This is a genomic window from Brucella sp. H1_1004 (assembly GCF_047308065.1).
In the GTDB taxonomy this organism is placed as follows: domain Bacteria; phylum Pseudomonadota; class Alphaproteobacteria; order Rhizobiales; family Rhizobiaceae; genus Brucella; species Brucella pseudogrignonensis_B.
The window spans coordinates 1,714,728-1,738,746 of record NZ_JAYKZA010000002.1; the positions used below are offsets into that span (position 1 = coordinate 1,714,728).

Sequence of the window (24,019 nt, forward strand, 5' to 3'; positions counted from 1 at the left end):
AGTCAAAATCGAGAGGGTTCTCGCAATGAGAATCCTTATCGCCCGTGGACTGTGAGAAAACGGGCGCTACATATTCAAAATTCTGCCTCGCGCTCGGCTTCCTGCCGCAACTCAACGAGGCTTTGACACAGTGGAGCTGTTATGTCGAAACCGGTCGTCACCCGTTTTGCCCCTTCGCCCACGGGTTATCTGCATATTGGCGGAGCCCGCACGGCTCTTTTCAACTGGCTTTATGCAAAGCATACGGGCGGCAAGATGCTGCTGCGCATCGAAGATACAGATCGTGAGCGTTCTTCCGAAGCTGCAACGGCCGCTATTCTTGATGGCTTGACCTGGCTTGGCCTCGATTGGGACGGTGAACCAATTTCACAGTTCGAACGTGCACCGCGTCACCGGGAAGTAGCAGAAGAACTCGTTGCGAAAGGCAAAGCCTATTATTGCTACGCAACACCTGAAGAACTCGAAGAAATGCGCGAGAAAGCACGCGCTGAAGGCCGTCCGCCACGTTATGATGGCCGCTGGCGCGATCGTGATCCATCCGAAGCGCCTGCAGGCGTGAAACCTGTTATCCGCATTAAAGCGCCACGCGATGGCGAAACCGTTGTTCGCGATGCTGTGCAGGGCGATGTCCGCTTTCCGAACAAGGATCTCGACGATTTCATCATTCTTCGTTCCGATGGTAATCCAACCTATATGCACGCGGTTGTCGTTGACGATCACGATATGGGCGTTACGCATATCATCCGCGGCGATGACCACCTGACAAATGCTGCCCGCCAGACCGTTATTTATGACGGAATGGGCTGGGAAGTCCCGCAGATGTCTCATATTCCGCTGATCCATGGTGCGGATGGCGCTAAGCTTTCAAAGCGTCACGGCGCGCTTGGTGTCGATGCTTATCGGGCGATGGGTTATCTGCCTGAAGCACTGCGCAACTATCTCGTCCGCCTTGGCTGGAGCCATGGTGACGATGAAATCATGTCGACCGAGCAGATGATTGAATGGTTTGACGTGACCGACATCAACAAGGGTGCAGCACGTTTTGACTTCCAGAAACTGGAAGCCATCAACGGCGTTTATATGCGCGCCAGCGATGACAAAGCTTTGTTCGACGCATTGATCGCCGTATTGCCGGAAATCGATGGCGGTAAAGAGCTGGAAGCGTCGCTTGACGAAAAGGGACGTGCACAGCTTCTGACAGCAATGCCCGGTCTGAAAGATCGTGCGAAGACACTGGTCGAGCTCGCAGATGGTGCGAAGTTTATTTTCGCCAAACGTCCGCTCGCTTTTGATGAAAAAGCAGCTTCCCTTCTCAGTGACGAAGGCCGTGAAATCCTTAAAGGCGTTCTGCCGCATTTAGAATCAGTTGGCGAATGGACTGTTGACGCACTTGATGCAGCTGTTCGTGCGCACGCGGAAACGATTGGCCTCAAACTTGGTAAGGTTGCGCAACCATTGCGCGCAGCACTCACCGGTCGTGCGACATCACCGGGTGTATTCGACGTTCTGTTCGTGCTTGGTCGCGAAGAGTCGCTTGCACGGGTAAAAGATCAAATCGTTTGAACTGTTAGCATTCACGCTGACGTGACAAAACTGGCTTAATTAGACCAAAATACGCATTGCATCGCGAAATCATTGGGATAGTTTGGCGGTCGAAATCGTTTGGATAATGCGTTGAAAAATCGGTTTCGCGCGAAAGTGCGAAACCTGTAGAAGTTGAGAAGACAAGTTATAGAGACGATTAAAATTTCAGCTGCCATGGGCAGCAAAAGTGGACACGAAAGGAAACACGATGTCAGATAAGACAGCTAGCTTTACCCTCGACGGCAAAACGTTCGACCTGCCTGTACGACAAGGCACTGTCGGGCCGGACGTTGTCGACATCGGTCCACTTTACAAAAACGCCCATGCTTTCACCTATGACCCAGGGTTCACCTCGACCGCTTCGTGCGAATCCAAAATCACCTATATTGATGGTGATGAAGGCGTGCTGCTTTATCGTGGCTATCCGATTGATCAGCTTGCTGAACATGGCGACTTCCTCGAAACTTGCTATCTGCTACTTTACGGCGAACTGCCAACAGCGACCCAGAAGGCCGATTTTGATCATCGTGTGACACGTCACACTATGATCCACGAGCAGATGACAAAGTTCTTTAGCGGCTTCCGCCGTGACGCGCACCCAATGGCCGTTATCGTGGGCTGCGTAGGCGCTATGTCGGCTTTCTACCACGACTCGACCGATATTACCGATCCGCATCAGCGCATGGTTGCTTCGATCCGCCTGATCGCCAAGGTGCCAACCCTTGCTGCAATGGCTTATAAGTACCACATCGGCCAGCCATTCATGTACCCGAAGAACGACCTCGATTTTGCGTCGAACTTCCTGTACATGTGCTTTGGCGTTCCGTGTGAAGATTACAAGGTCAATCCTGTTCTCGCTCGCGCTATGGACCGCATTTTCATCCTGCATGCTGATCACGAACAGAATGCTTCGACATCGACCGTTCGTCTCGCCGGTTCGTCGGGCGCAAATCCATTTGCATGTATCGCTGCTGGTGTTGCTTGCCTTTGGGGCCCTGCGCATGGCGGTGCGAATGAAGCAGCGCTCAATATGCTTGCTGAAATCGGCTCTGTTGACCGCATTCCAGAATTCATCGCACGTGCGAAAGACAAAAACGATCCATTCCGTCTGATGGGCTTTGGTCATCGCGTTTACAAGAACTACGATCCACGCGCGAAGATCATGCAGAAGACCTGCCATGAAGTTCTCGGCGAACTCGGCATCAAGGATGATCCGCTTCTCGATGTTGCATTGGAACTGGAACGCATTGCTCTGACCGATGAATATTTCATCGAGAAGAAGCTCTATCCAAACATCGACTTCTACTCGGGCATTACGCTGAAGGCTCTCGGCTTCCCAACCGAAATGTTCACCGTTCTGTTCGCACTCGCACGCACCGTCGGCTGGGTCGCACAGTGGAAGGAAATGATTGAAGACCCCCAGCAGAAGATCGGCCGTCCGCGTCAGCTTTACACTGGTGCGCCAGAACGCGATTATGTGCCAACTGCGAAGCGCAAATAGTCATTGAATAAAAGAAAACCCCGGCAAATCGCCGGGGTTTTTGTTTGCCCAAATTTTCTAACTCTTAACGTTTCCTGCCGTTCTCAGCCAGATCAAGCAGCACTCCCGCTCCGATTTCACCAGAAGGCCGATCAGTTGCCATAATCTTCGTGACCTTATCAAATCCATCAATCTGAGCCTGTCGAGATGCACTCTTCAGCAAAAGCTGTTCGATATAACGCGCCAGATTGCCGGGCCGTACGGATTCATTGAAGAACTCCGGTACTACGGGCTGATCAGCAATAATATTCGGTAGAGCTGCGCTCCAGATCGTAATTCTGGAAATCAGAAACTGACGTGCGAACCAGTCAGCCTTATAGGAAAGAACCGTTGGAATATGCGACAAGGCCAGTTCCAGCGAAACAGTACCCGAAGCAGCTAAGGCTGCATCCGCGCGCGCAAAAGCATCCCACTTGGCTTCATAGCCCGTTACGATAAGCGGTTTAACAGCCCAATCCTTCGAAAGCTCCCGGACCATTTCCTCGATACGCGGCAATGTGGGCAGAATAATTTCGAGTTTTTCAAACCGCGCGGAAAGCTCTGCAACGGCTCTACCGAATGGCTCCATGAGCATTTCGACTTCAACACGGCGCGAACCAGGCATCACCAACAAACAACGTGAATCATCACTCCAGCGTGTCAACTCAAGCGCACGCTGCGCCTCTTGAACCTTTAAAATAGGCTCATAGCTGCTCAAACGATGACCAACATAAGTCGATTGCGGGCCATTCAATCGCTGCATCACCTCAACTTCAAATGGCAATACCGTCAAGACATGATCGACATAGGCACGCATGGCTTTGGCACGCTGTGGACGCCATGCCCACACGCTCGGCGCAATGTATTTTACGATTGGAATCGATGGATCGGCAGCACGAATTTTCTTCGCAACGCGATGTGTAAATTCGGGGCTATCAATCAACAACACGCAATCCGGCTTCTCAGCAACAATGCGCTTTGCCGTCTGTCGAATACGTAAAATCAGGCCGGGAAGGTTTTTTAAAATCGCACCAAGGCCCATAAGTGCAATCTCATGCGGGTCGAAAAACGTCTTCAGTCCGCGCTCACTTAGATGCGCACCGCCGACGCCAATAATATCGACAAGCCGCTCTGTCTGACCACGAAGCGCATCAATCAGATCAGCACCAAGAAGATCACCAGACTCTTCTCCGGCCACGATTGCTATTTTTAATGGCCGGTTTGTTTTGCTCACCCTGTCCTATCCTTTTTGCTTCGACTGATTGTTTCAATAAAGAGGCCCTTTTCATTGGCTGCGGCAATGGTTTCCCCAAGACCCAAAATGAAAGTTCGGCCTGCTTCAATCGCAATTCCCGAAAGTCCTGCTCGTGCAGCATTCTCCACCGTTGATATCCCGATAGCAGGCAAATCAGCGCGCTCATCTTGACGTGGCTTCGCCATTTTAACAAGCACACCACCGAGTTTGGAGATGCGACCGGCCTGACGAAGCTCGTGTACACGCTCGATCATCTGGTCGGTGCCTTCGGCACCTTCGAGAGCCACAACGCGCCCACCAGCAGCGATTGCGCCTTGCCCGACATCGAGCTCTCCGAGCCGAAGCGCTGCTTCCATTGCAAGCGCTATATTTCGTCGCTCGCGAGCGTCGGGCGTCCTACGCGTTATGTTGCGCGGAGGTGTCGGCGATAACAATTCTGGCACAACCTCGTGGGCGCCAATCATGCTAAAACCATAACGCTCAAGCAACCGCATGAAAGCGCGCAGCAGAGCATCATCGCCCTGCCCCAGTGCGGTCAGAACGTAGCGCGCGGCCCTCAAAGTCGGAACATTGAGCTTCAAATCACTAAGATGCGGACGATTACGAAGTCCACCGGCAAGAACAACCTGGCTAACGCCAGCGGAACGCATGGCACGAATCAACATGCCAAAATCAATCGCCGCGATTTCCTGATGTTCGTACTCGTAAAGCGAAGCATCTGCTTCGCCCCGCAATGGAAGTACAAAAGGCGGATTTCCATCCGCCTTTAAAGCTTCAGCCACTTTGATTGGCAAAAGACCGTTACCAGCAATGATTGCAGTACGCTTGCTCGTTACAGGACCAGCCCCGCTATCAATCGTCGTCACCGTCATTCATCGCTCCACCTACGGATGAACCAAGCGGTGGCGTGCAATAAGCGCGCTTATTTTCCACCATAATGAACGAAATAAGATCAGCTACACCATCCGAACCCGGAAATGCGTCCAGTACATCCTGCGCGCGCTCACGCACCGGCTTGCTGCGATCAAACAGCATATGCACGGCATGGCGCAGATTATGGATATCTTTGCGCTGCATGCCGGAGCGTTTCATACCGATAATATTCAAGCCGCCAAGATAAGCGTGATTTCCGATTGCGCTTCCGTAAGGAATAAGATCGTGCGCGAGAGCAGCCATGCCACCAACAAAGGCATGATGACCAACCCGCGTAAACTGGTGAACAGCGGAACCGCCACCCAGAATAGCGTGATGACCGATTTCGACGTGACCGCCGATCATGACGTTGTTTGCAAAGGTAACGTGATCGCCCACATCGCAATCATGTGCGACATGCGCATAAGCGAGAAACTGACAGTTATTGCCGACGCTTGTGTAGCCGCGACTGCTATCAGACCCACGGTGCATGGTGACACCTTCTCGAATGAGACAATTATCACCAACTGAAAGAGTGGTGGGACCACCCTTATGCTTGCCATTTTGCGGATCGCAACCAAGGACCGCATGCGGATAGACCTTAGCTTTCGCACCAAGACGAACAGCATCGCTGATCACGACATGGCTCATCAGCTCAGAATTATCGCCAATGACGGCGCCAGACTGAACATGACAAAAAGGACCGACGGAAACGCCCTGTCCAAGTTCCACACCCTGCTCCACAAGAGCGGTAGGGTGGATAAAAGTTTCCTTCATTGAGGTACTCACGCCTTTTCTTCGGCTACGCCAACCATAGCGGCGACTTCAGCCTCGGCTACCTTTACGCCATCAACTTCCGCTACGCATTCATATTTAGAAATATTTCCGCGCTGTTTAACCTTCTTCACGTGAAGGTGAAGCTGATCACCTGGAACCACCGGACGGCGGAACTTGGCTTTGTCGATTGTCATGAAATAAACAAGGCTCGGTGCGTCAGAACCTTTGTTAAGAACGGTGATAGCGCCAGCAGTCTGTGCCATCGCTTCAATGATCAGAACGCCCGGCATAATCGGCTTTTCCGGGAAATGACCGGTAAAATGCGGTTCGTTGATCGTAACGTTCTTAATGCCAGTAGCTGATTGATCACCATCAATATTAATGATGCGGTCGATCAACAAAAACGGATAACGATGCGGGAGCGCTCGCAAAACAGCCTGAATGTCTGCGGTTTCCAGCTTCTGATTAGCTTCACTCATCAGAGGATTGCTCCTTTCTTGGTTTCCCGATGCTCCGAATATTTGCGATATCGCGGAACCATTGTTTAATAGGTCGAGCAGGGACGCCCCCCCAACGCTCACCATCGGGTATGTCATTCATTACGCCGCTTCCAGCAGCAATCTGCACACGTGAACCGATAACCACATGATCGGCAAGCCCAACGCTACCACCAATCATCGTCTGATCACCAATTACAACACTTCCTGAAATGCCGCAAAGAGCGGCAACAACACAAAAGCGGCCAAAGCGTACATTATGTGCGATCTGAACAAGATTATCGATCTTGGTGCCTTCACCGATGAAAGTGTCGCTTAAAGCACCACGATCAATCGTGGTGTTTGCACCAATTTCCACATCATCCTGAATGATAACGCGACCAAGCTGCGGCACTTTTTCAAGACCACGCGGACCCGGCACATAGCCAAATCCATCCTGCCCAATGCGTACACCCGGGTGCAAAGATACACGGTTTCCGATCATGGCAAACTGAACGGTTACGCCTGGCGCTATATAGCTATCGCGACCAATCTGACAGCCAGCACCAATAACAGCTGTTGCCGCGATTAGCGTGCCAGAGCCGATGGTTACATCTTTACCAATCGAAGCGCCTGCTTCGATCGTAGCACCATCTTCAATCTTAGCTGTCGGATGAATGAAAGCAGCGGGTGAAACACCCGTTTCACCAAGCCAGCTTTGCGGACGTACCGAAATAGGAAACAGCATCCGGCCAACGGATGAGAAATCACGCTGAGGATATCGTGTAACGAGAACAGCAACATCGGAAGGAACGCTATCAGCGACATCTTCCGAGCATAAAACGGCGGCGGCTTTTTTGCCTGCCAGTGTTGCTGCATTCTTCTTGCCATCAACAAAAACAAGCGCATCAGCACTCGCATCATTGACAGAAGACAAACGCGCAACAGCACGCGGTGCAAGCTTCGGGTTGCGAAGGCTTGCACCGGTGAAATCTGCTATATCGCCGATCGTGAGTTCACGAGAAGGCTTGAAGAAATTTGGATCTGCCATCTAAGCACTTTCTTGCCCGGGGCATGCCTGCCCCGGGAAAAGGCAAATCTATTAGAACTTGGTCGAAACGCCGAAGTTGAAATTCTGAACCTTATCGGAATCAGCCTTCGAAACAGGAAGCGCATAGTCGAAACGCAGAGGACCAAATGGCGACGCCCACATCAGGCTGACACCGACAGAAGAACGAATCTTCTTGTCGTCGCCCGAAATATTGGGCGTGTTGTTACCATAAAGCGTTGCAGCGTCTGCAAAGAATGCACCACGAATGCCGAGACTATCCGGAACCAATGGCATCGGGAACTGCACTTCAGCAGTTGCATTCATATAAGTCGTACCACCGAGCCAGTAGCGATTGCCGTTTCCAGCATCTTGGTATGGACCAATGCCGTTGAACTTGAAGCCACGGATCATGTCCGAATTATTCTTGAACAAATCGAAGATACGGACGCCATCATTACCGAATTCGTGGATATAGCCACCACCTATACCCAGCATACCGACGATATCTGCTTCCTGAGCAAGAGTCTGGTAGTAATTACCTTTGAAGGTCGTCTTGATGTACTTCGCATCACCGCCAAGACCAGCAAATTCCTGATTGAACTTCGCATAAATACCATCATGCGGATTTTTCATATCATCAATGGAGTTATAGGTCAGCGAATAGCTGATCGACGAACGCAACCATGGGCTGTTCTCAGCAGCTTCGATAAGAGCTGGCGCATAATAATCAGAGCCAACGTTATCGTACAGCTTATACTTTTCCTGCACGAGGTTGTATGCAACACCAGCGGAGAAGTTATCGGTGATTGGAAGGCCGAAACGAATCGTTCCACCCGTCTGTTCAACATCATAGCGACCGCCACTGCTGACGCGGTATGAACGACGGAACACATCGAAACCGGCCGACATGCGATAGCCGAGGAAGTAAGGCTCAGTGAAAGACAGCGCGTAGTTACGCATTGCATCCTGACCAGCACCAGCACTGATACGAATAAATTGACCACGGCCGAGGAAGTTACGCTCGGTGATCGCAGCTTCAACCTGCGCGCCCGGAGAATCACCACCTGTCGTATAGCCACCACCGATCGAGAATTCACCGGTCGACTTTTCGACCACATCAACAATCAGAATAACCTGATCAGGCTCTGCACCCGGAGCGGTTGAAACATTGACAGTCTGGAAGAAATCAAGCGCTTCAAGACGACGCTTTGCGCGCTGAACCATGACCTGATTGAAGGCATCACCTTCGTTCATATCGAATTCGCGACGGATGACGTAATCACGGGTCTTGTCGTTGCCACGGATTTCAATGCGCTCAACATAAGCGCGCGGACCCTGATCAACACTATAAACGACCGAGATCGTGTTGTTTTCGAAGTTACGATCGCCGCGTGGTTCAACTTTCGCAAAAGCATAACCGCTGCCAGCTACACTTTCGGTGATCGCAGTAACCGAGTCTTCAACTTCCTTAGCGCTGTAAGCCTTGCCTGAGCGGGTCTTTACGAGGCCATTGAGCGCCTGCGTATCAACACCGTCAACGGTGCTTTCAACCGAAACATCGCCGAAGTTGTAGCGATTGCCTTCATCAACATTGATGGTGATCGTATATTCGTTGGTCGAAGGATCAAGCGTCGCGTTTGAAGACAAGACGCGGAAATCTGCATAACCGCGATTGTAGTAGAAACGACGCAGCGCTTCTTCGTCAGCCTGCAAACGGCCTTCATCGTAAACGTCATTACGGGTCAACCACGACAGCGGGTTCGAACGCTTGGTGGAGATGACATCGCGCAGACGGCGCGAACCGTAAGCATTGTTACCGACAAAGTTAATATCAGCTATCTTTGTGCGGCCGCCTTCCGTGATCTCATAGACCACATTGACGCGCCCCTGACCGAGATCAACGGTACGTGCATTCACGATCGCATCGCTGCGTCCGATATGCGCGTAAGCACCCTTGATGGCTTCCTTATCGGCTTCCATGGTTGCAGCATCATAAGGCGAACGCGCCTTGAGCTGAACAGCACGTGCCAGATCAGGATCTTTAATCTTCTTGTTGCCCTGAAACAGGACGTTATTAACAACGGAACGCTCATTGACATGAACAACAAGCGTGCTGCCGGACTGGTTGATGCGGACATCAGAGAACAGGCCCATAGCGTAAAGACGCTTTACAGCTTCATCGATGTCATTAGCGTTGAAAGCTTTGCCCGGCTGAATGCCGATATTATCACGGACCGTCTGCGCGTCAACACGCGCGTTGCCACGCACTTCAATGCGATTGACAACAGCAGCATGAGCAGCAGTGACCGATGCAAGAGAAAGCGCAGCCGAACCTGAAGCTACCAGAGCAACTGACATGGCGAGCGCTGAAGCGGCACCAAAGAATTTAGAACTTGCCGTCATGGGCTTTCCGAACCTTCGTTTTTTCTGTCCCCGGGGCGAATTTCCCAGAAATGCACGTACAGATACAACCGTAATAGCCGGTTTTTCTATACAAGCAAGCGTCGCGGTTAAAATCTGTTTACTTAAGCAACCAGCGTGGCATCCGTGCCACGCGATTTAATACTTATGGTAAACAAAACACTACGCTTTTCCAGTCCTCACTCCAAAACTTCATTTCTGATTAACACCTCTACACAGCTTTTGGCCAGAGAGGCGCTCATGCGGATTAGAGTCTCGCCAAGTTGATAGCGAGACCCGATTTCCCGTCAATATCCGGGAAGTGATCTAGCAGGCAAAAAGGTCGTTGAAAAGTACAAACCCCATGAAACCCATAACTACGAGAAAGCCTACGCGATAAAAAAGCTCCTGCGCACGAACCGACACCGGACTACCCTTAATCGCTTCCACAGCATAGAAAACCAGATGCCCCCCATCGAGCGGCGGCAGCGGGAACAAGTTCAAAAGCCCGATACCAATGGAGAGCATGGCAGTCAGCTGGATAAGCCAGTCAAAGCCCTGACTAGCAGCCTTACCAGCCATATTAGCAATCTTCACCGGACCACCAAGCTGACACTTGTCTTCACGGCCAACTGCGAACCGCTTAAAAAATTCACCCGTGCGGCTAATAATGTGACCAGTTTCTATAATGGCCTGCCCCACTGATTCGAGCGGTCCATACTCAATACGTCGAAAATTACCGACCGCTTGCGTCGTTTCAACGCCGATAGCGCCCATTTTAATTTTGTTGCCAAGTGGGTCTGTGCGTTCGACAAGAGATGGCGTTGCCTTAAGGTCGACCATGTTACCATCACGCTCAACGGTAAAGTGCAACTCATCACCCGAGCGACCAGACACAATCCGCTGCACGTCTGAAAATGTCGTAACTTTCTGACCTTCCACGCTGATAAAACGGTCGCCCGGCTCAAAACCTGCTGCAGCCGCAGGGCTATTCGGCTGTACGCCAGCAACAAGCGGATCAGCAATCTGCCGACCATACATTGCGAAAAATATGCTGAAGATGACGACAGTAAGAATAATGTTGAATGCAGGGCCTGCAAAAACGGTCGCCGCACGCTTCCAGACGGGCTGTCCCGGGAACGCTCTGCTCTGCTCATCAGCAGAGAGCTTTGAAACATCAACGCCGACCGGCGAGCTTGTGGCGTCTTCATCGCCGATGAACTTCACGTAGCCACCAAGTGGAATCGCCGAAAGTTTCCAGCGCGTACCATGTTTATCGGTAAAGCCAATCAGCTCTGGGCCGAAACCAATGGAAAAAGCGCTTGCGCCAATGCCGCACCATCTACCAACCAGATAATGCCCCATTTCATGCACAAAGACGACAACTGTCAGAACAAACAGAAATGGAATTATGGTTCCCACAAGCAGACTTTCGCTGCCGATAAAAAAGGCGAGAGCCTCCTGCAAATTACCACTCCTCCAAATTTACGCGCGGTCAAAAACTAAAGAAGATAGCTGATGGCACATCGGGTTCTGCCATAACTGCACCGAATAGATATAAAAGAGCTGCTGCTGCCACCAGCCCATCAACGCGATCCAGCACTCCGCCATGTCCCGGCAGGAGACGGCCCGAATCTTTTGCACCAAACTGTCGCTTTACCCACGATTCCGCCAAATCGCCGATCTGAGAAATGATGGACAACAACAATGCCAATAATGGCACAATCCAACTACCTGGCGCAGCAACAAGCGATGCAACCAGAATACCACCGGCAACTGCTGCAGCTGCTCCGCCAAGCGCACCGGACCATGTCTTATTCGGCGAAAAGCGTGGTGCAAGCTTAGGGCCACCTAAAGCGCGCCCATTGAAATAGGCTGCAATGTCGGTCGACCAGACAACGGCGAAAAGAAAACAGATAGCTGTAAAGCCAAACGGCTCATCGCCACGCAACAGCGAAAGCGAAATTGCAGAGAAACCCGCGTAGAAAAGACCTGTTGCAGGCCATCCGCGGCCATTCTTCCACTGTGTAACCAGGAGGACAATCGTACCTACGGTCAACACGCCAATCGTAAGCAAGGCACCGCGATCAAGAATCAGAAGAATAGATGTTAGGATTAACCAGCCCCAGCCAAACAGGCGGGAAAATGTCGTCTGTTTCGTCCCAGTCAGCTCCGTCCACTCGTAAAACATCGCAAAACCGATAGCGATTGCAAACAAGGTGAAACCCAGCCCGCCAACCCAAGTGAGCCACAGAGCAACAGTTCCAAGAACAATCGCGGTCAGAATACGAGTTTGCAGATTTGACATTGATACCTTTCGATAAAGCGGTCGAGCCGCATCAAACAGCTGCACCATTGTTCGAAGGGCATGCATATTCTTCGGATTGTTCAAGGATGTCTACGCCACCAAAACGACGTTCGCGCTGGCGAAAGACTTCATAGGCGCCTTCAAGATCAGCTGGCCTGAAGTCGGGCCAATGTCCTGGAACAAAGAGAAACTCGGCATAAGCCGCCTGCCAGAGCAAAAAATTCGATAACCGCATTTCACCGCTGGTGCGGATGATCAAATCAGGATCGGGAATGCCAGCCGTATCAAGATTGGCGGAAATCAAATCAGCCGAAATAGATGATGGGTCGAGCAAGCCCGCAGCGACATCGCGCGCCAGACTTTTGACGGCTCGTGTAATCTCATCACGCGAACCATAATTGAAGGCGATGATCAGGTTTAGTCCGGTGTTCTGCCGCGTGAGTGACTCGGCCTCACCAAGCAAGCCACAAATATCTTCCGCTAATCCATCGCGCTCACCAATAATCCGCACACGGACATTGTTGCGATGAAGTTCAGCAAGGTCGCGCCGTATGAAGAGCTTCAGCAATCCCATGAGATCGCCAACTTCACCGCTGGGGCGTGACCAATTTTCGGAAGAGAATGCAAAGAGAGTGAGATAGCCAAGGCCGCGATCACCCGCGCCCCTCACCGTCTCACGCAAAGCTTCGACGCCGGCCCTATGGCCGGCGCTACGCGGCAAACCACGCGCCTTAGCCCAACGGCCATTACCATCCATGATAATGGCTATGTGGCGCGGATCAGACATGTCGAAGCTCCCCTTGATGGAAAATCACGTCAGGCCTAAACCTGCATGATTTCTCCTTCTTTGACCGAAACGATCTTGTCCATTTCTGCAATGGTATCGTCAGTCAGCTTCTGTACTTTTTCCGAAAGGCCACGGCTGTCATCCTGGCTGATATCGCCGTCTTTTTCGAGTTTTTTCAACGTATCCATGCCATCGCGACGAACGTGACGCGCAGAAATACGGCCCTGCTCTGCATATTGATGAGCAATCTTGACCAGCTCTTTACGGCGCTGTTCATTCAGCTCAGGAAGCGGAATACGCAGCGTCATACCATCGGTAATTGGGTTAAGACCAAGACCAGAATCACGAATCGCGCGTTCAACCGCACCAACCATTGTCTTGTCCCACACAGAGACTGACAGCATGCGCGCTTCAGGCACTGTAATATTGGCAACCTGATTGATCGGCATTTCTGAACCATAGGCCGTAATCGTGATTGGTTCGAGCAAGCTTGCAGAAGCGCGGCCCGTACGCAGACCACCAAGGTCGTGCTTAAGGGAATTGATCGCGCCTTCCATGCGTCGCTTCAGGTCGTTGATGTCAAAAACATCGCTCATGCAGATTCTCCTTCAGTGCTTGGCAAAAACAACGATCATTTATCGGAAACGATCGTGCAGCGTCCCTTACCTTGCAGAATTTCGGCCAAACCGCCGCTTTCATGGATAGAATAAACTATTATCGGAATGTTGTTCTCACGCGCAAGGGCAACTGCCGTCGTATCCATGACAGCCAGTCCGCGATCCAGAACTTCCTTATGGCTAAGCGCATCGAAACGCGTCGCTGTCGGGTCTTTCTTCGGATCGGCAGTGTAAATACCGTCAACCTGCGTACCCTTCAACAGCGCATCTGCGCCAACTTCGGCCGCGCGCAGTGCAGCAGCAGAATCGGTCGTAAAGAACGGGTTGCCCGTGCCGCCTGCAAAGATCACAACCTTTCCCTCATCCATATAGGCAGTTGCCTGCCGTTGTGAGAAGCTCTCGCAGATTTCAGGCATCGCTATGGCAGAGAGAACAACAGCGTCCACGCCAATCTTGTGCAATGAGGTACGTAGCGCCAGCGAATTGATCACTGTTGCGAGCATCCCCATATGGTCGCCTGTCACGCGGTCACCGCCCTTGGAAGCCACCGCCACACCGCGGAAAATATTACCGCCACCGATGACAACGCCGACTTCAACCCCCAGTGCACGCGCCTGCTTAATATCATTGGCAATGCGGTCGGCAACGGAGACGTCGATACCAAACCCCTGATTGCCCATTAATGCCTCACCCGAGGCTTTTAGCAGAACGCGTTTATAGGCGACCTTAACGGACATGGAGAGTTCTCCGCAGATAGTGATCAATGAATAATAGAGGTTGCGATACACGAAGGGCACCGCGTTGTCACGCGATGCCCTTCATAATCAAAGCATTTTCAGATGAAAAGACGAATTAGCCCTTGGCAGCAGCAGCAACTTCAGCAGCGAAGTCACTTTCTTCTTTTTCGATGCCTTCACCGAGAGCGATACGTGCAAAGCCAGTGATCTTTGCAGGCGCGCCAATCGACTTTTCTGCTTCTTTAAGAGCAGCTTCAACAGTGAGATCTGGGTTAATGACAAAAGCCTGCGAAAGAAGAACAACTTCTTCGTAGAACTTGCGCATACGGCCTTCGATCATCTTTTCGATGATTGCATCTGGCTTGCCCGATTCACGAGCCTGCTCGATGAAGATCGCCTTTTCGCGTTCTGCAGCAGCTGGATCAACGTCAGCAGCAGTCAGAGCGAGCGGGTTGATAGCCGCAACGTGCATTGCAACCTGACGGCCGAATGCGCTTGCAGCTTCTGCGTCACCGTCAGTTTCGATAGCAACGAGAACGCCGAGCTTGCCGAGGCCGTCAGCAACGCCGTTATGAACATAAGTAGCAACTGCACCCTTGGAAACTTCAAGAGCTGCCGAACGACGGAAGCTGATGTTTTCACCAATGGTTGCAACTGCGTCTTTTGCAGCCTGCGTAACGGTCTTGCCGTCAATGTCTGCTTCAGCAACTGCTTCGGACGAACCGTCAGTCTTGACAGCTGCGTTTGCGATCTGACGAACGAGTTCCTGAAACGCGTCGTTACGTGCAACGAAATCGGTTTCGGAGTTGACTTCAACAACAACAGCCTTGTTGCCGGAAGCTGCAACGCCAACCAGACCTTCAGCAGCCGTACGGCCCGCCTTCTTGTCAGCCTTTGCCATGCCCTTAGCGCGCAGATAATCAACAGCGGCTTCGATGTCGCCATTGGTTTCAGCAAGCGCTGCCTTGCAGTCCATCATGCCTGCGCCAGTCAGTTCGCGGAGTTCTTTAACCTGTGATGCGGAAATGCTCATTGTGTCGCCTTTCACGAAAGCGAAGGCACACCGGATGGGTGTGCCAACTTTTAACCGACGCTGATTGCATCGGAATGAATGAAGTTATCCACCCGTCATGTGACGGATGGATGAAAATCATAAGCGCTGATTATGCGCCTGCAGCCGGAGCTTCGAGAGCTGGCTCAACAGGAGCTTCAACCTGCGCACCAACGTCGATACCCATAGCGCCCTGCTGACGTGCAATGCCGTCAAGAGCAGCACGAGCAATCAGATCGCAATAAAGCGAAATAGCGCGAGCAGCATCGTCATTGCCTGGAATTGGGTAGTCGATCTGGTCTGGGTTACAGTTCGAATCGATAATCGCAACAACTGGAATGCCGAGACGCTTGGCTTCCTGGATAGCAATTGCTTCCTTGTTGGTATCAACGATGAACATAAGGTCAGGAACCGAGCCCATGTCCTTGATGCCGCCGAGAGCGCGGTCAAGCTTTTCGCGTTCGCGTTCGAGGTTCAGGCGTTCCTTCTTCGAGTAACCCTGAGCGTCGCCAGCGAGAATTTCGTCGAGCTTGCGCAGACGCTGGATCGAGTTCGAAATCGTCTTCCAGTTGGTCATCATGCCGCCGAGCCAGCGTGCATTGACATAATACTGAGCCGAACGTGTTGCAGCATCAGCAATGATGTCAGAAGCCTGACGCTTCGTGCCAACGAACAGAACGCGACCACCGCGAGCAACAGTGTCTGAAACGAGCTTCAGAGCATTGTGCAGCAGAGGAACGGTCTGCGACAGATCGAGAATGTGGATATTGTTGCGGTCGCCATAGATGTATGGAGCCATCTTTGGGTTCCAGCGGTGAGTCTGGTGACCGAAGTGAACACCAGCTTCAAGAAGCTGACGCATACTGAATTCAGGCAATGCCATCTGTATTTTCCTTTTCCGGTTTAACCTCCACGGGCTGAGGCGATTGCTCGCCACCGGAGGCTGAGGCCGGATTTCTCCCGGCAAAAGCCCAATCCCGTGTGTGGAATAGGCGCGCTGTTAAACCAACACGCCGATAAATGCAAGTCTTTCGCTAATTATAACGCATTTGGCTCTGGCTAGTGCATCACTTGCAATCTGCATTTGTGGCATTGTCATCATAAAGATCAAGTTTAACCAGCTTGCCGCGCATCGAGAAGTCGCCATAGTCCATGGTCAGATCACGGGTGATGCCATTTTTGTAAAGCTTGAAGTTGATACGATAAATCGGCAGGCCATCCTGCTTTTCCTTGTCGTCGAAGTATGAAATCGTCACCGGCCAGACATTGTCCTTTGTGAACTTGCCCATTGCCTTGGTTTCGTCGTTCTTGGCTTCCTGCTCTTTACCGACAACAACAGTGGTCGCAACAACACGATCTGCATCTTCGGAAGCATCATAGAGAGTCGTCTGGTAGAATTTCTCACCAGCCAACGCCTTAGCGATTAACTCTTCCATATGCGTTGTAGGGAACTGCGTGGCTTTTAGATCAAGCTTGTCGTCTTTGGGCTTTGACAATGCGACAACGGTTTTCCCGCCTTCAACCTTGGCATCACCACGCACTTCCTTAACCAGCTCCTTGTCAACAAAAGTCTTATTGGCAAAGCGGAAGTCTTTCCCATCAGCGCTCTCAAAGCTCGTCGTCTGCTGATCGGTCACACGCTGTGGCTGCTCATCCATATCGATACGCGTTACAAAACGGAAATTCGTCGTATAACCTTCACATGCAGAACCATTGAACTCATAGACCATGCGCCCCGTCAGCCCACTGATCCCAGACTTCTCATCGGCACGATCCAATGTGAGATCGTAAACGGCGCGATGCGGAATTAGCGACACAGTCGAAGCAGCATTGGCAACGCCACCCCAAACAAAAACTGTCGCTCCACTTGCCACAAACGCCATTCTCAAAAAATGCATATAAGAATCTCCCGAACTGTTGAGCAGCATGATAAAAAAACTCGTGGCGGAAGCGAGGCAAAAAACGCACCTTTCCCAAAAGCTTCACCGATTCTATCTATTACGGCACTAAGTTAGCAAGGATTAATGGAATGACCGACACCATCGACAGCCGCCTGCAAAATTTGGGTATAACTTTGCCGGAAGCTGCGGCACCGGCTGCGAACTACGTACCTTTCGCACAAACAGGCTCGCTGCTGCTGACTTCAGGTCAGCTTCCATTGGAAAATGGCAAGCTTGTTCATACCGGCCAGATCGGCGATGCGCTTACGGTCGCCCATGGTCAGGCTGCTGCACGCGCCTGCGCAGTCAACATTCTCGCACAAGCGAAAGCAGCGCTTGGTGATCTGAACAAGATCAAGCGCATCGTAAAGATCACCGTTTTCGTTTCCTCGACAGCTGATTTCGTTGAACAGCATCTGGTTGCCAATGGCGCATCTGACCTGCTCGTTGCCGTTCTTGGCGATGCTGGCAAGCACGCACGTTCGGCGGTCGGCGTCGCAAGCTTGCCGCTCAATGCCCCAGTTGAGATCGAAGCCATCATCGAGGTTGCATAATGTCATCCCCTGAATGGCTCAAAAAACAGCCGATTGCACATCGCGGCCTCCACGACCTCAACAATACACGCTGGGAAAACACGCTTGCTGCATTTGCAGCAGCTGCAAAGGCGGGCTTTGCCATTGAGTGTGATGTTCACCTGACCAAAGACGGCGGCGTGATCGTTTTTCACGATGACGATCTTGAACGCCTCACAGGTCAGAAGGGCCGCATCAGCGATCTGACGCTTGCAGAAGCAACCGCTCTGAAAATTGGCGGTACAAATGACCACGCGCCATCGTTGCGCGAAATGCTTGATCTGGTTGCCGGTCGTGTTCCGGTTGTGATCGAGCTAAAAGGCATCGAAGGTCGCGATGACGGTCTTGTCGCAGCAGTTGCCAATGAATTAGCCGGTTACAAGGGCGAAGCTGCAATCATGTCATTCGACCATCATCTGGTTCGACTGTTTGCAAGCGATGCACCGGGTATTCCGGGCGGACTGACAGCCGAAGGCACACAGATGAAGCACTTCGAAGCGCATTTCTCAATGCTCGCGCATCAAATTGCATTCGTATCCTATAATGTGCATCACCTGCCAAACCCATTCGTCAGTTTTGTGCGCGAAAAGCTCAATCTTCCGGTCATCAGCTGGACAGTACGCAATCCTGAAATGAAAACGCATAGCGATCAGAACGTGGATCAGATCACCTTCGAAGGCTTTGATCCACGCACATTGGTCTCCTAGCAGGATACTTCGCCATGAATGACGACGAAAGGCAGACTGAACAAAGCTTCGCTCTCCGGGTTGTCGAAAGCGTTGGCGATTTTTCTGAAGACGAATGGAACCATCTTGCCGGCACATCCCGGCAGGATGGCAATTATAACCCGTTTATTTCCCGCGCATTTCTTCTGGCTCTGGAACAATCAGGCTCTGTGTCACAACAAGCTGGCTGGCTGCCTCATTATCTCCGCCTCGAGGACGATCAGGGGTATCTTATCGGGGCAATTCCCAATTACCTGAAAGGCCATAGTCAGGGCGAATATGTATTCGACCACGGCTGGGCAGATGCTTTTGAACGCGCAGGCGGGCGTTACTACCCCAAGTTTCAGGCATCAGTTCCGTTCACACCCGCAACTGGCCCGCGCCTGCTTCACCATCGGGAGTTTGAACCCGAAGCCATCCAGGTTGCTCTCGCGACGGGGCTACGGCAACTCACTGATCAAACAGGCGCTTCTTCTGCTCACGTTACATTCGCGCCTCAGACCGAGATTTCATCGCTCGAAGCAGCCGGATATCTGCATCGAACGGATCAGCAGTTTCATTTTATAAACAATGGCTTTTCCAATTATGATGATTTTCTAAATGAGCTTGTGTCAAGAAAACGCAAAGCTCTCAAAAAAGAACGCCGAGAGGCGCTTTCAGAAGGCATCGAAATCGACTGGCTGACCGGCAAGGAGTTGACGGAAGCGGTCTGGGATGACTTTTATGAATTCTATATAGATACAGGGAGCCGCAAGTGGGGCCGCCCCTATCTCAACCGCAAGTTTTTCTCGCTGATTGGCGAGAGCATGGCCGACGATATTCTGCTGGTCATGGCGAAGCGTAATGGTCGTTACATTGCAGGCGCGATCAACTTCATCGGCAGTGACACGCTTTACGGTCGTCACTGGGGCTGTATTGAAGATCACCCCTATCTGCATTTCGAGGTTTGCTACCACCAAGCAATCGATTTTGCGATTGATCGCAAACTGAGTGTTGTCGAAGCCGGAGCGCAAGGTGAACACAAACTTGCGCGTGGCTATGTGCCTGTTACGACCCATTCCGCGCATTACATTGCGCATGAAGGTTTCCGCCGCGCTGTCAGCGAATATCTCGTACGTGAGCGACGAGAGGTCGATTATATCCATGCAGCACTCGAAGAGCACTCGCCTTTCAAGCACACATGAATACCCTGATAATTGATTGAAATGGAGAACAGCATGTCCGCCACCTATGATGACAACAACATCTTCGCAAAAATCCTGCGCGGCGAGATTCCTTCAACGCGCGTCTATGAAACGGATGATGTTGTGGCATTCATGGATGTCATGCCGCAAGGAACCGGCCATACGCTTGTTGTTCCAAAAGCACCGTCACGCAACCTACTTGATGCAAAGCCGGAAGCGCTCGCAGAAGCCATCAAAGCCGTGCAGAAAATAGCCAATGCCGTCAAGAAGGCTTTTGACGCGGATGGCGTCACTGTCATTCAGTTCAATGAACCGGCAGCAGGACAAACCGTTTACCACCTGCATTTCCACGTCATTCCGCGTTTTGAAGGCGTGGAACTGAAACCGCACACCGGAAAAATGGAAGACGCCGCTGTTCTTACAGCAAATGCTGAGAAAATCCGCGCAGCACTTTGATAAGAAACCGCTTTATAAGCTTATAAGCCCTGTGACAAGCAGGGCTTCAGTCACGACAATTCCGACAAGCAAACGCTTTCCAGCAATGAGATAAGCAAAAAAGCCCGCCGCTGCCGATCCGACACGCAGCCACATGGGCGAGTTGGCAAGCTCCCCGTTCGGATAAAGAATGAGCTGCGCAATAACGCCCGCAACAAGTGCCGTAGCGACACAGCGCACGAATACCAGCGCTTCAGAATCTTCGCGGACCCTGCCCCCGACAATCACGCCCATCACGCGGAAAACATATGTTGGAAGAGCGCCTGCAAGCAGGATAAACAGAAGCGGCCACCACCAATCGGAGTAACTATCCCAATTCATAGAACAGGCTCCTTTGGATTGCGCGTACGGTGAAAGGCAAATGCGATTACGCCCCCCACAACGCCAGTCATCAGAAGGTCATAGCCCGGCGCAAACTGGTGGAAGATCGGGAAAAGCACGATGCCCGAAACCATGGCAATCTGCCCTGCCCGCTCACGCGCCGAACGCCAAAGTGAAGTGAGAAAATACATCGGCGTGAGCATGAAAAGAGCCGCAAACACCACCGGTGGAAATGACGCCGACAGCGTATATACCAAGGCGACCACAAGCGCGTTCGTACCGACGAGTACTGTGCCAATTCCTGCAAAATAGCTGGTTCGCATATTGCGCGGCACATTACGCAGCTCTTCCATTGCCATAACCCAGGCCGTCACCGCCACAAAATGACAAAGGGCAGCAAGTGTCAGCTTGCGTGTTTTGGGGCCTTTTAACTCCGGTAAGAGCGCCACCACCATTGGCATCAGACGAACAGACGACAATCCGACAGCCAAGGCCGCTGCGGGGATTGATGCCCCGGCACTGATCGCGCCAATGAATACCACCTTGGCGGGTAGAGCCCAGATGGTCAGGGTCATGAAGACAGCCTCTCCAACCGTTATGCCGCTTTCAATCGCCAGGCCGGAAAAGCCGATAAACGAACTCATCAGCAAAATGGCAGGAACGCTCACAATCCGGCGTGTACCACGCAAAAACCAGCCAAGATGGCCAGACTGTTCAGGCGATGATGATCCGGAAATAGATGAGCGACTCGAAGACATGATTGAGATTAGGCCATTTGCACGCAAACTTGCACCATGAAAAAGGCCCTTCTTGCGAAGGGCCTTTTGCAGTCCTTATTTTTTCCGCGGCACTTTAGGAACCGACGATTTCGCCGTCGAAGCCTTGGCGGCAGGCTTTGGCGCGGCCTCGTCCTTGCCAGCCAGAACCTTTTCCTTTTCAGCCTTCTTCGGTGCTGCCTTCTTGCGCACAGGCTGCTTCTTCTCAGCCGGAATATCCTTCTTAGGCGTAACCGGCTTGTCGGAAACAGTCTCGAGAGCAAGATCGGTCTTGCCGTCATCCTTCGTAATCACATCGACGCGAACCGTGCCGCCATGCTTGAGCTTGCCGAACAATACTTCATTGGCCAATGGCTTCTTGATGTGCTCCTGAATGACGCGAGCCAGCGGACGCGCGCCCATGCGCTCATCATAACCCTTGTCAGCAAGCCATGCGATAGCAGGCTCAGTCAGTTCGAATGTCACGCCACGTTCTGCCAGCTGTGCTTCGAGCTGCAGCACGAACTTCTGGACGACCTGATGAATGACCGGAACCGGCAGTGGTCCGAATGGAACGATCGCATCGAGACGGTTACGGAATTCCGGCGTGAACAGCCGGTTGATCGCTTCCATATCGTCGCCTTCGCGCCGGGTCGAACCGAAACCAATCGCGGCCTTTGCCATATCGGCAGCACCGGCATTGGTGGTCATGATCAAAATCACGTTGCGGAAATCGATCTTCTTCCCGTTGTGATCGGTAAGCGAGCCATGATCCATAACCTGCAACAGAATGTTGTAGAGGTCTGGATGCGCCTTTTCGATTTCGTCAAGCAACAGCACGCAATGCGGATGCTGATCAACTCCATCGGTCAGAAGGCCACCCTGATCAAAGCCGACATATCCTGGAGGGGCACCGATCAAACGCGATACCGTATGGCGCTCCATGTATTCTGACATATCGAAACGAAGCAGTTCAACGCCCAGCGAAGAAGCAAGTTGCTTGGCAACTTCCGTTTTACCGACACCTGTTGGGCCGGAGAACAGATAGGAGCCGATTGGCTTGTCTGCTTCACGAAGGCCAGCACGCGCGAGTTTGATTGCAGACGAAAGCGCTTCAATCGCCAAGTCCTGACCATAGACCACACGCTTCAACTCGGCATCAAGATGTGCAAGCACCTGCTCGTCATCCTTCGAAACCGATTTCGGCGGAATCCGTGCCATGGTGGCGATGGTTGCTTCGATTTCCTTGACGCCAATGGTCTTCTTGCGCTTGTTCTCCGGCAGAAGCATCTGGCTCGCACCAGTTTCATCGATCACATCGATGGCTTTATCAGGCAACTTGCGGTCAGAGATATAGCGTGCGGAAAGCTCTACAGCCGACTTGATGGCATCAACAGTATATTTGACTTTATGGAAGTCTTCAAAATACGGCTTCAGACCCTTCATGATCTCAATCGCATCCGGGATCGATGGCTCATTGACATCAATCTTCTGGAAACGACGCACCAGAGCGCGGTCCTTCTCGAAGAACTGACGATACTCCTTATAGGTCGTCGAACCAATGCAACGGATCGCACCCGAAGAAAGCGCTGGCTTCAACAGGTTCGATGCGTCCATCGCACCGCCCGAAGTGGCACCTGCACCGATGACCGTGTGAATTTCATCGATGAACAGAACCGCACCCGGATATTCTTCGAGTTCTTTCACAACCTGTTTCAGGCGCTCTTCAAAATCACCGCGATAACGGGTGCCTGCAAGCAGTGTACCCATATCGAGCGAAAAGATCGTCGCGTCAGCAAGCGCTTCCGGCACATCGCCTTCCACGATTCGCTTTGCCAAACCTTCAGCAATCGCCGTTTTACCAACACCCGGATCACCCACATAAAGCGGATTGTTCTTGGAGCGCCGGCAAAGAACCTGAATCGTGCGACTGATCTCAGTGTCGCGTCCGATCAACGGATCAATACGACCCGCTTTGGCCTTTTCATTCAGATTGACGCAATAAGCAGTCAATGCATCCTGCTTTTTCTTTGCGCCTTCTTCCGGCTCCACGCTGGTGCGTTCTTCGCTCGCACTTTCAGCACCACGCGGCGTGCGCGGTTCGCTGCCCTGCGTGCGCTTGGAAATGCCATGCGAAATATAGTTCACAGCATCATAACGCGTCATCTGCTGCTCTTGCAGGAAGTAGGCAGCATGGCTTTCGCGTTCAGCGAAAATGGCAACCAGAACATTGGCGCCGGTCACTTCTTCTCGATTTGACGACTGAACATGAATGACAGCGCGCTGAATCACGCGCTGGAAAGCCGCCGTCGGCTTCGAATCTTCATCATAGCCAGTGACGAGATTGTCCAGTTCACGGTCAATATAATCGGTAACGATCTTCTTAAGATGCTCAAGATCGACGTTACAGGCGCGCATCACTGCGCCCGCATCCTGATCGTCGATCAGGGCAAGTAAAAGATGTTCGAGCGTGGCATATTCGTGATGCCGCTCGTTCGCGATGGTAAGCGCCTGATGCAGCGCCCTTTCAAGGCTGGGAGAAAACGATGGCAT

Annotated in this window: 23 protein-coding genes; 6 read left to right on the forward strand and 17 right to left on the reverse strand. The window is 52.0% G+C overall.

Features of this window, described 5'->3' with window-relative positions:
• Nucleotides 1–141 precede the first annotated feature (141 nt).
• Nucleotides 142–1,563 carry a glutamate--tRNA ligase gene (gene gltX, locus U2P60_RS15650; protein ID WP_413573297.1) on the forward strand — a complete coding sequence of 474 codons (1,422 nt, stop codon included), beginning with the start codon at nucleotides 142–144 and terminating at the stop codon, nucleotides 1,561–1,563.
• Nucleotides 1,564–1,792: 229 nt separating this feature from the next.
• Nucleotides 1,793–3,085 carry a citrate synthase gene (gene gltA, locus U2P60_RS15655; RefSeq protein ID WP_313826574.1) on the forward strand — a complete coding sequence of 431 codons (1,293 nt, stop codon included), beginning with the start codon at nucleotides 1,793–1,795 and terminating at the stop codon, nucleotides 3,083–3,085.
• Between the two features lie 64 nt (nucleotides 3,086–3,149).
• On the opposite strand, the gene lpxB is transcribed toward gltA, so the two are convergent.
• From lpxB to eipB, 14 genes are all read right to left on the reverse strand, one after another.
• Complete coding sequence (gene lpxB / locus U2P60_RS15660) at nucleotides 3,150–4,337, reverse strand: lipid-A-disaccharide synthase (protein WP_413573298.1); 1,188 nt, start codon at nucleotides 4,335–4,337, stop codon at nucleotides 3,150–3,152.
• Nucleotides 4,334–5,230, reverse strand: coding sequence for an LpxI family protein (locus U2P60_RS15665; RefSeq protein WP_413573299.1), 897 nt, complete (start codon nucleotides 5,228–5,230; stop codon nucleotides 4,334–4,336). Before U2P60_RS15665 ends, lpxB begins: the two co-directional genes overlap by 4 nt.
• Nucleotides 5,211–6,047 (reverse strand): acyl-ACP--UDP-N-acetylglucosamine O-acyltransferase, encoded by an 837-nt coding sequence (gene lpxA, locus U2P60_RS15670; RefSeq protein WP_413573300.1) that lies wholly within the window; start codon nucleotides 6,045–6,047, stop codon nucleotides 5,211–5,213. The genes U2P60_RS15665 and lpxA overlap by 20 nt, the downstream gene beginning before the upstream one ends.
• A gap of 8 nt (nucleotides 6,048–6,055) precedes the next feature.
• A complete protein-coding gene (gene fabZ, locus U2P60_RS15675) occupies nucleotides 6,056–6,526 on the reverse strand; it encodes a 3-hydroxyacyl-ACP dehydratase FabZ (protein ID WP_310010015.1) in 471 nt (156 codons plus the stop codon).
• A complete protein-coding gene (lpxD, locus tag U2P60_RS15680; protein ID WP_413573301.1) occupies nucleotides 6,519–7,574 on the reverse strand; it encodes a UDP-3-O-(3-hydroxymyristoyl)glucosamine N-acyltransferase in 1,056 nt (351 codons plus the stop codon). The genes fabZ and lpxD overlap by 8 nt, the downstream gene beginning before the upstream one ends.
• Nucleotides 7,575–7,625: 51 nt before the next feature.
• Nucleotides 7,626–9,977, reverse strand: a complete 2,352-nt coding sequence (gene bamA / locus U2P60_RS15685) for an outer membrane protein assembly factor BamA (protein ID WP_413573302.1) — start codon at nucleotides 9,975–9,977, stop codon at nucleotides 7,626–7,628.
• Between the two features lie 324 nt (nucleotides 9,978–10,301).
• The gene (gene rseP, locus U2P60_RS15690) at nucleotides 10,302–11,441 is read right to left on the reverse strand and encodes an RIP metalloprotease RseP (protein ID WP_413573303.1); all 1,140 of its coding nucleotides are present in this window, start codon (nucleotides 11,439–11,441) and stop codon (nucleotides 10,302–10,304) included.
• A 28-nt stretch (nucleotides 11,442–11,469) separates the two neighbouring features.
• The gene (locus tag U2P60_RS15695; RefSeq protein ID WP_413573304.1) at nucleotides 11,470–12,282 is read right to left on the reverse strand and encodes a phosphatidate cytidylyltransferase; all 813 of its coding nucleotides are present in this window, start codon (nucleotides 12,280–12,282) and stop codon (nucleotides 11,470–11,472) included.
• 31 nt (nucleotides 12,283–12,313) lie between these two features.
• The gene (locus U2P60_RS15700; protein ID WP_313826582.1) at nucleotides 12,314–13,069 is read right to left on the reverse strand and encodes an isoprenyl transferase; all 756 of its coding nucleotides are present in this window, start codon (nucleotides 13,067–13,069) and stop codon (nucleotides 12,314–12,316) included.
• A gap of 35 nt (nucleotides 13,070–13,104) precedes the next feature.
• Nucleotides 13,105–13,665 carry a ribosome recycling factor gene (frr, locus tag U2P60_RS15705; RefSeq protein ID WP_413573305.1) on the reverse strand — a complete coding sequence of 187 codons (561 nt, stop codon included), beginning with the start codon at nucleotides 13,663–13,665 and terminating at the stop codon, nucleotides 13,105–13,107.
• A 35-nt stretch (nucleotides 13,666–13,700) separates the two neighbouring features.
• A complete protein-coding gene (gene pyrH / locus U2P60_RS15710) occupies nucleotides 13,701–14,423 on the reverse strand; it encodes a UMP kinase (protein ID WP_313826584.1) in 723 nt (240 codons plus the stop codon).
• A gap of 115 nt (nucleotides 14,424–14,538) precedes the next feature.
• Entirely contained in the window at nucleotides 14,539–15,456 is a 918-nt protein-coding gene (gene tsf, locus U2P60_RS15715) for a translation elongation factor Ts (protein ID WP_313826585.1), read from the reverse strand.
• 130 nt (nucleotides 15,457–15,586) lie between these two features.
• Nucleotides 15,587–16,357 carry a 30S ribosomal protein S2 gene (gene rpsB, locus U2P60_RS15720; RefSeq protein WP_413573306.1) on the reverse strand — a complete coding sequence of 257 codons (771 nt, stop codon included), beginning with the start codon at nucleotides 16,355–16,357 and terminating at the stop codon, nucleotides 15,587–15,589.
• 184 nt (nucleotides 16,358–16,541) lie between these two features.
• Nucleotides 16,542–17,372 (reverse strand): cell envelope integrity protein EipB, encoded by an 831-nt coding sequence (eipB, locus tag U2P60_RS15725; RefSeq protein ID WP_413573307.1) that lies wholly within the window; start codon nucleotides 17,370–17,372, stop codon nucleotides 16,542–16,544.
• 131 nt (nucleotides 17,373–17,503) lie between these two features.
• On the opposite strand from eipB, the gene U2P60_RS15730 reads away from it, so the two are divergent.
• From U2P60_RS15730 to U2P60_RS15745, 4 genes are read left to right on the forward strand one after another with little or no spacing between them, the layout of a single operon-like run.
• Nucleotides 17,504–17,968 (forward strand): RidA family protein, encoded by a 465-nt coding sequence (locus U2P60_RS15730; RefSeq protein WP_313826588.1) that lies wholly within the window; start codon nucleotides 17,504–17,506, stop codon nucleotides 17,966–17,968.
• Nucleotides 17,968–18,693, forward strand: coding sequence for a glycerophosphodiester phosphodiesterase (locus U2P60_RS15735; protein WP_413573308.1), 726 nt, complete (start codon nucleotides 17,968–17,970; stop codon nucleotides 18,691–18,693). The genes U2P60_RS15730 and U2P60_RS15735 overlap by 1 nt, the downstream gene beginning before the upstream one ends.
• Nucleotides 18,694–18,707: 14 nt before the next feature.
• On the forward strand, nucleotides 18,708–19,895 hold the full coding sequence (locus U2P60_RS15740; protein ID WP_413573309.1) for a GNAT family N-acetyltransferase: 1,188 nt from the start codon (nucleotides 18,708–18,710) through the stop codon (nucleotides 19,893–19,895).
• 33 nt (nucleotides 19,896–19,928) lie between these two features.
• Nucleotides 19,929–20,351 carry an HIT family protein gene (locus U2P60_RS15745; RefSeq protein WP_064320689.1) on the forward strand — a complete coding sequence of 141 codons (423 nt, stop codon included), beginning with the start codon at nucleotides 19,929–19,931 and terminating at the stop codon, nucleotides 20,349–20,351.
• Between the two features lie 12 nt (nucleotides 20,352–20,363).
• Here U2P60_RS15745 and U2P60_RS15750 read toward each other — a convergent pair whose 3' ends face one another.
• The 3 genes from U2P60_RS15750 to clpA form a co-directional block, all read right to left on the reverse strand.
• Nucleotides 20,364–20,711, reverse strand: a complete 348-nt coding sequence (locus U2P60_RS15750) for an AzlD domain-containing protein (RefSeq protein ID WP_413573310.1) — start codon at nucleotides 20,709–20,711, stop codon at nucleotides 20,364–20,366.
• The gene (locus tag U2P60_RS15755; RefSeq protein WP_413573311.1) at nucleotides 20,708–21,469 is read right to left on the reverse strand and encodes an AzlC family ABC transporter permease; all 762 of its coding nucleotides are present in this window, start codon (nucleotides 21,467–21,469) and stop codon (nucleotides 20,708–20,710) included. Before U2P60_RS15755 ends, U2P60_RS15750 begins: the two co-directional genes overlap by 4 nt.
• Before the next feature lie 75 nt (nucleotides 21,470–21,544).
• On the reverse strand, nucleotides 21,545–24,019 hold the full coding sequence (clpA, locus tag U2P60_RS15760; protein WP_250040924.1) for an ATP-dependent Clp protease ATP-binding subunit ClpA: 2,475 nt from the start codon (nucleotides 24,017–24,019) through the stop codon (nucleotides 21,545–21,547).

Bases quoted from the DNA above. Each gene is read 5' to 3' on its own strand.
- gltX (WP_413573297.1), top strand. From the start codon at position 142: ATGTCGAAACCGGTCGTCACCCGTTTTGCCCCTTCGCCCACGGGTTAT.
- gltA (WP_313826574.1), top strand. From the start codon at position 1,793: ATGTCAGATAAGACAGCTAGCTTTACCCTCGACGGCAAAACGTTCGAC.
- U2P60_RS15665 (WP_413573299.1), bottom strand. From the start codon at position 5,230: ATGACGGTGACGACGATTGATAGCGGGGCTGGTCCTGTAACGAGCAAG.
- lpxA (WP_413573300.1), bottom strand. From the start codon at position 6,047: ATGAAGGAAACTTTTATCCACCCTACCGCTCTTGTGGAGCAGGGTGTG.
- fabZ (WP_310010015.1), bottom strand. From the start codon at position 6,526: ATGAGTGAAGCTAATCAGAAGCTGGAAACCGCAGACATTCAGGCTGTT.
- lpxD (WP_413573301.1), bottom strand. From the start codon at position 7,574: ATGGCAGATCCAAATTTCTTCAAGCCTTCTCGTGAACTCACGATCGGC.
- bamA (WP_413573302.1), bottom strand. From the start codon at position 9,977: ATGACGGCAAGTTCTAAATTCTTTGGTGCCGCTTCAGCGCTCGCCATG.
- U2P60_RS15695 (WP_413573304.1), bottom strand. From the start codon at position 12,282: ATGTCAAATCTGCAAACTCGTATTCTGACCGCGATTGTTCTTGGAACT.
- U2P60_RS15700 (WP_313826582.1), bottom strand. From the start codon at position 13,069: ATGTCTGATCCGCGCCACATAGCCATTATCATGGATGGTAATGGCCGT.
- frr (WP_413573305.1), bottom strand. From the start codon at position 13,665: ATGAGCGATGTTTTTGACATCAACGACCTGAAGCGACGCATGGAAGGC.
- pyrH (WP_313826584.1), bottom strand. From the start codon at position 14,423: ATGTCCGTTAAGGTCGCCTATAAACGCGTTCTGCTAAAAGCCTCGGGT.
- tsf (WP_313826585.1), bottom strand. From the start codon at position 15,456: ATGAGCATTTCCGCATCACAGGTTAAAGAACTCCGCGAACTGACTGGC.
- rpsB (WP_413573306.1), bottom strand. From the start codon at position 16,357: ATGGCATTGCCTGAATTCAGTATGCGTCAGCTTCTTGAAGCTGGTGTT.
- eipB (WP_413573307.1), bottom strand. From the start codon at position 17,372: ATGCATTTTTTGAGAATGGCGTTTGTGGCAAGTGGAGCGACAGTTTTT.
- U2P60_RS15730 (WP_313826588.1), top strand. From the start codon at position 17,504: ATGACCGACACCATCGACAGCCGCCTGCAAAATTTGGGTATAACTTTG.
- U2P60_RS15735 (WP_413573308.1), top strand. From the start codon at position 17,968: ATGTCATCCCCTGAATGGCTCAAAAAACAGCCGATTGCACATCGCGGC.
- U2P60_RS15740 (WP_413573309.1), top strand. From the start codon at position 18,708: ATGAATGACGACGAAAGGCAGACTGAACAAAGCTTCGCTCTCCGGGTT.
- U2P60_RS15745 (WP_064320689.1), top strand. From the start codon at position 19,929: ATGTCCGCCACCTATGATGACAACAACATCTTCGCAAAAATCCTGCGC.
- U2P60_RS15750 (WP_413573310.1), bottom strand. From the start codon at position 20,711: ATGAATTGGGATAGTTACTCCGATTGGTGGTGGCCGCTTCTGTTTATC.
- U2P60_RS15755 (WP_413573311.1), bottom strand. From the start codon at position 21,469: ATGTCTTCGAGTCGCTCATCTATTTCCGGATCATCATCGCCTGAACAG.
- clpA (WP_250040924.1), bottom strand. From the start codon at position 24,019: ATGCCATCGTTTTCTCCCAGCCTTGAAAGGGCGCTGCATCAGGCGCTT.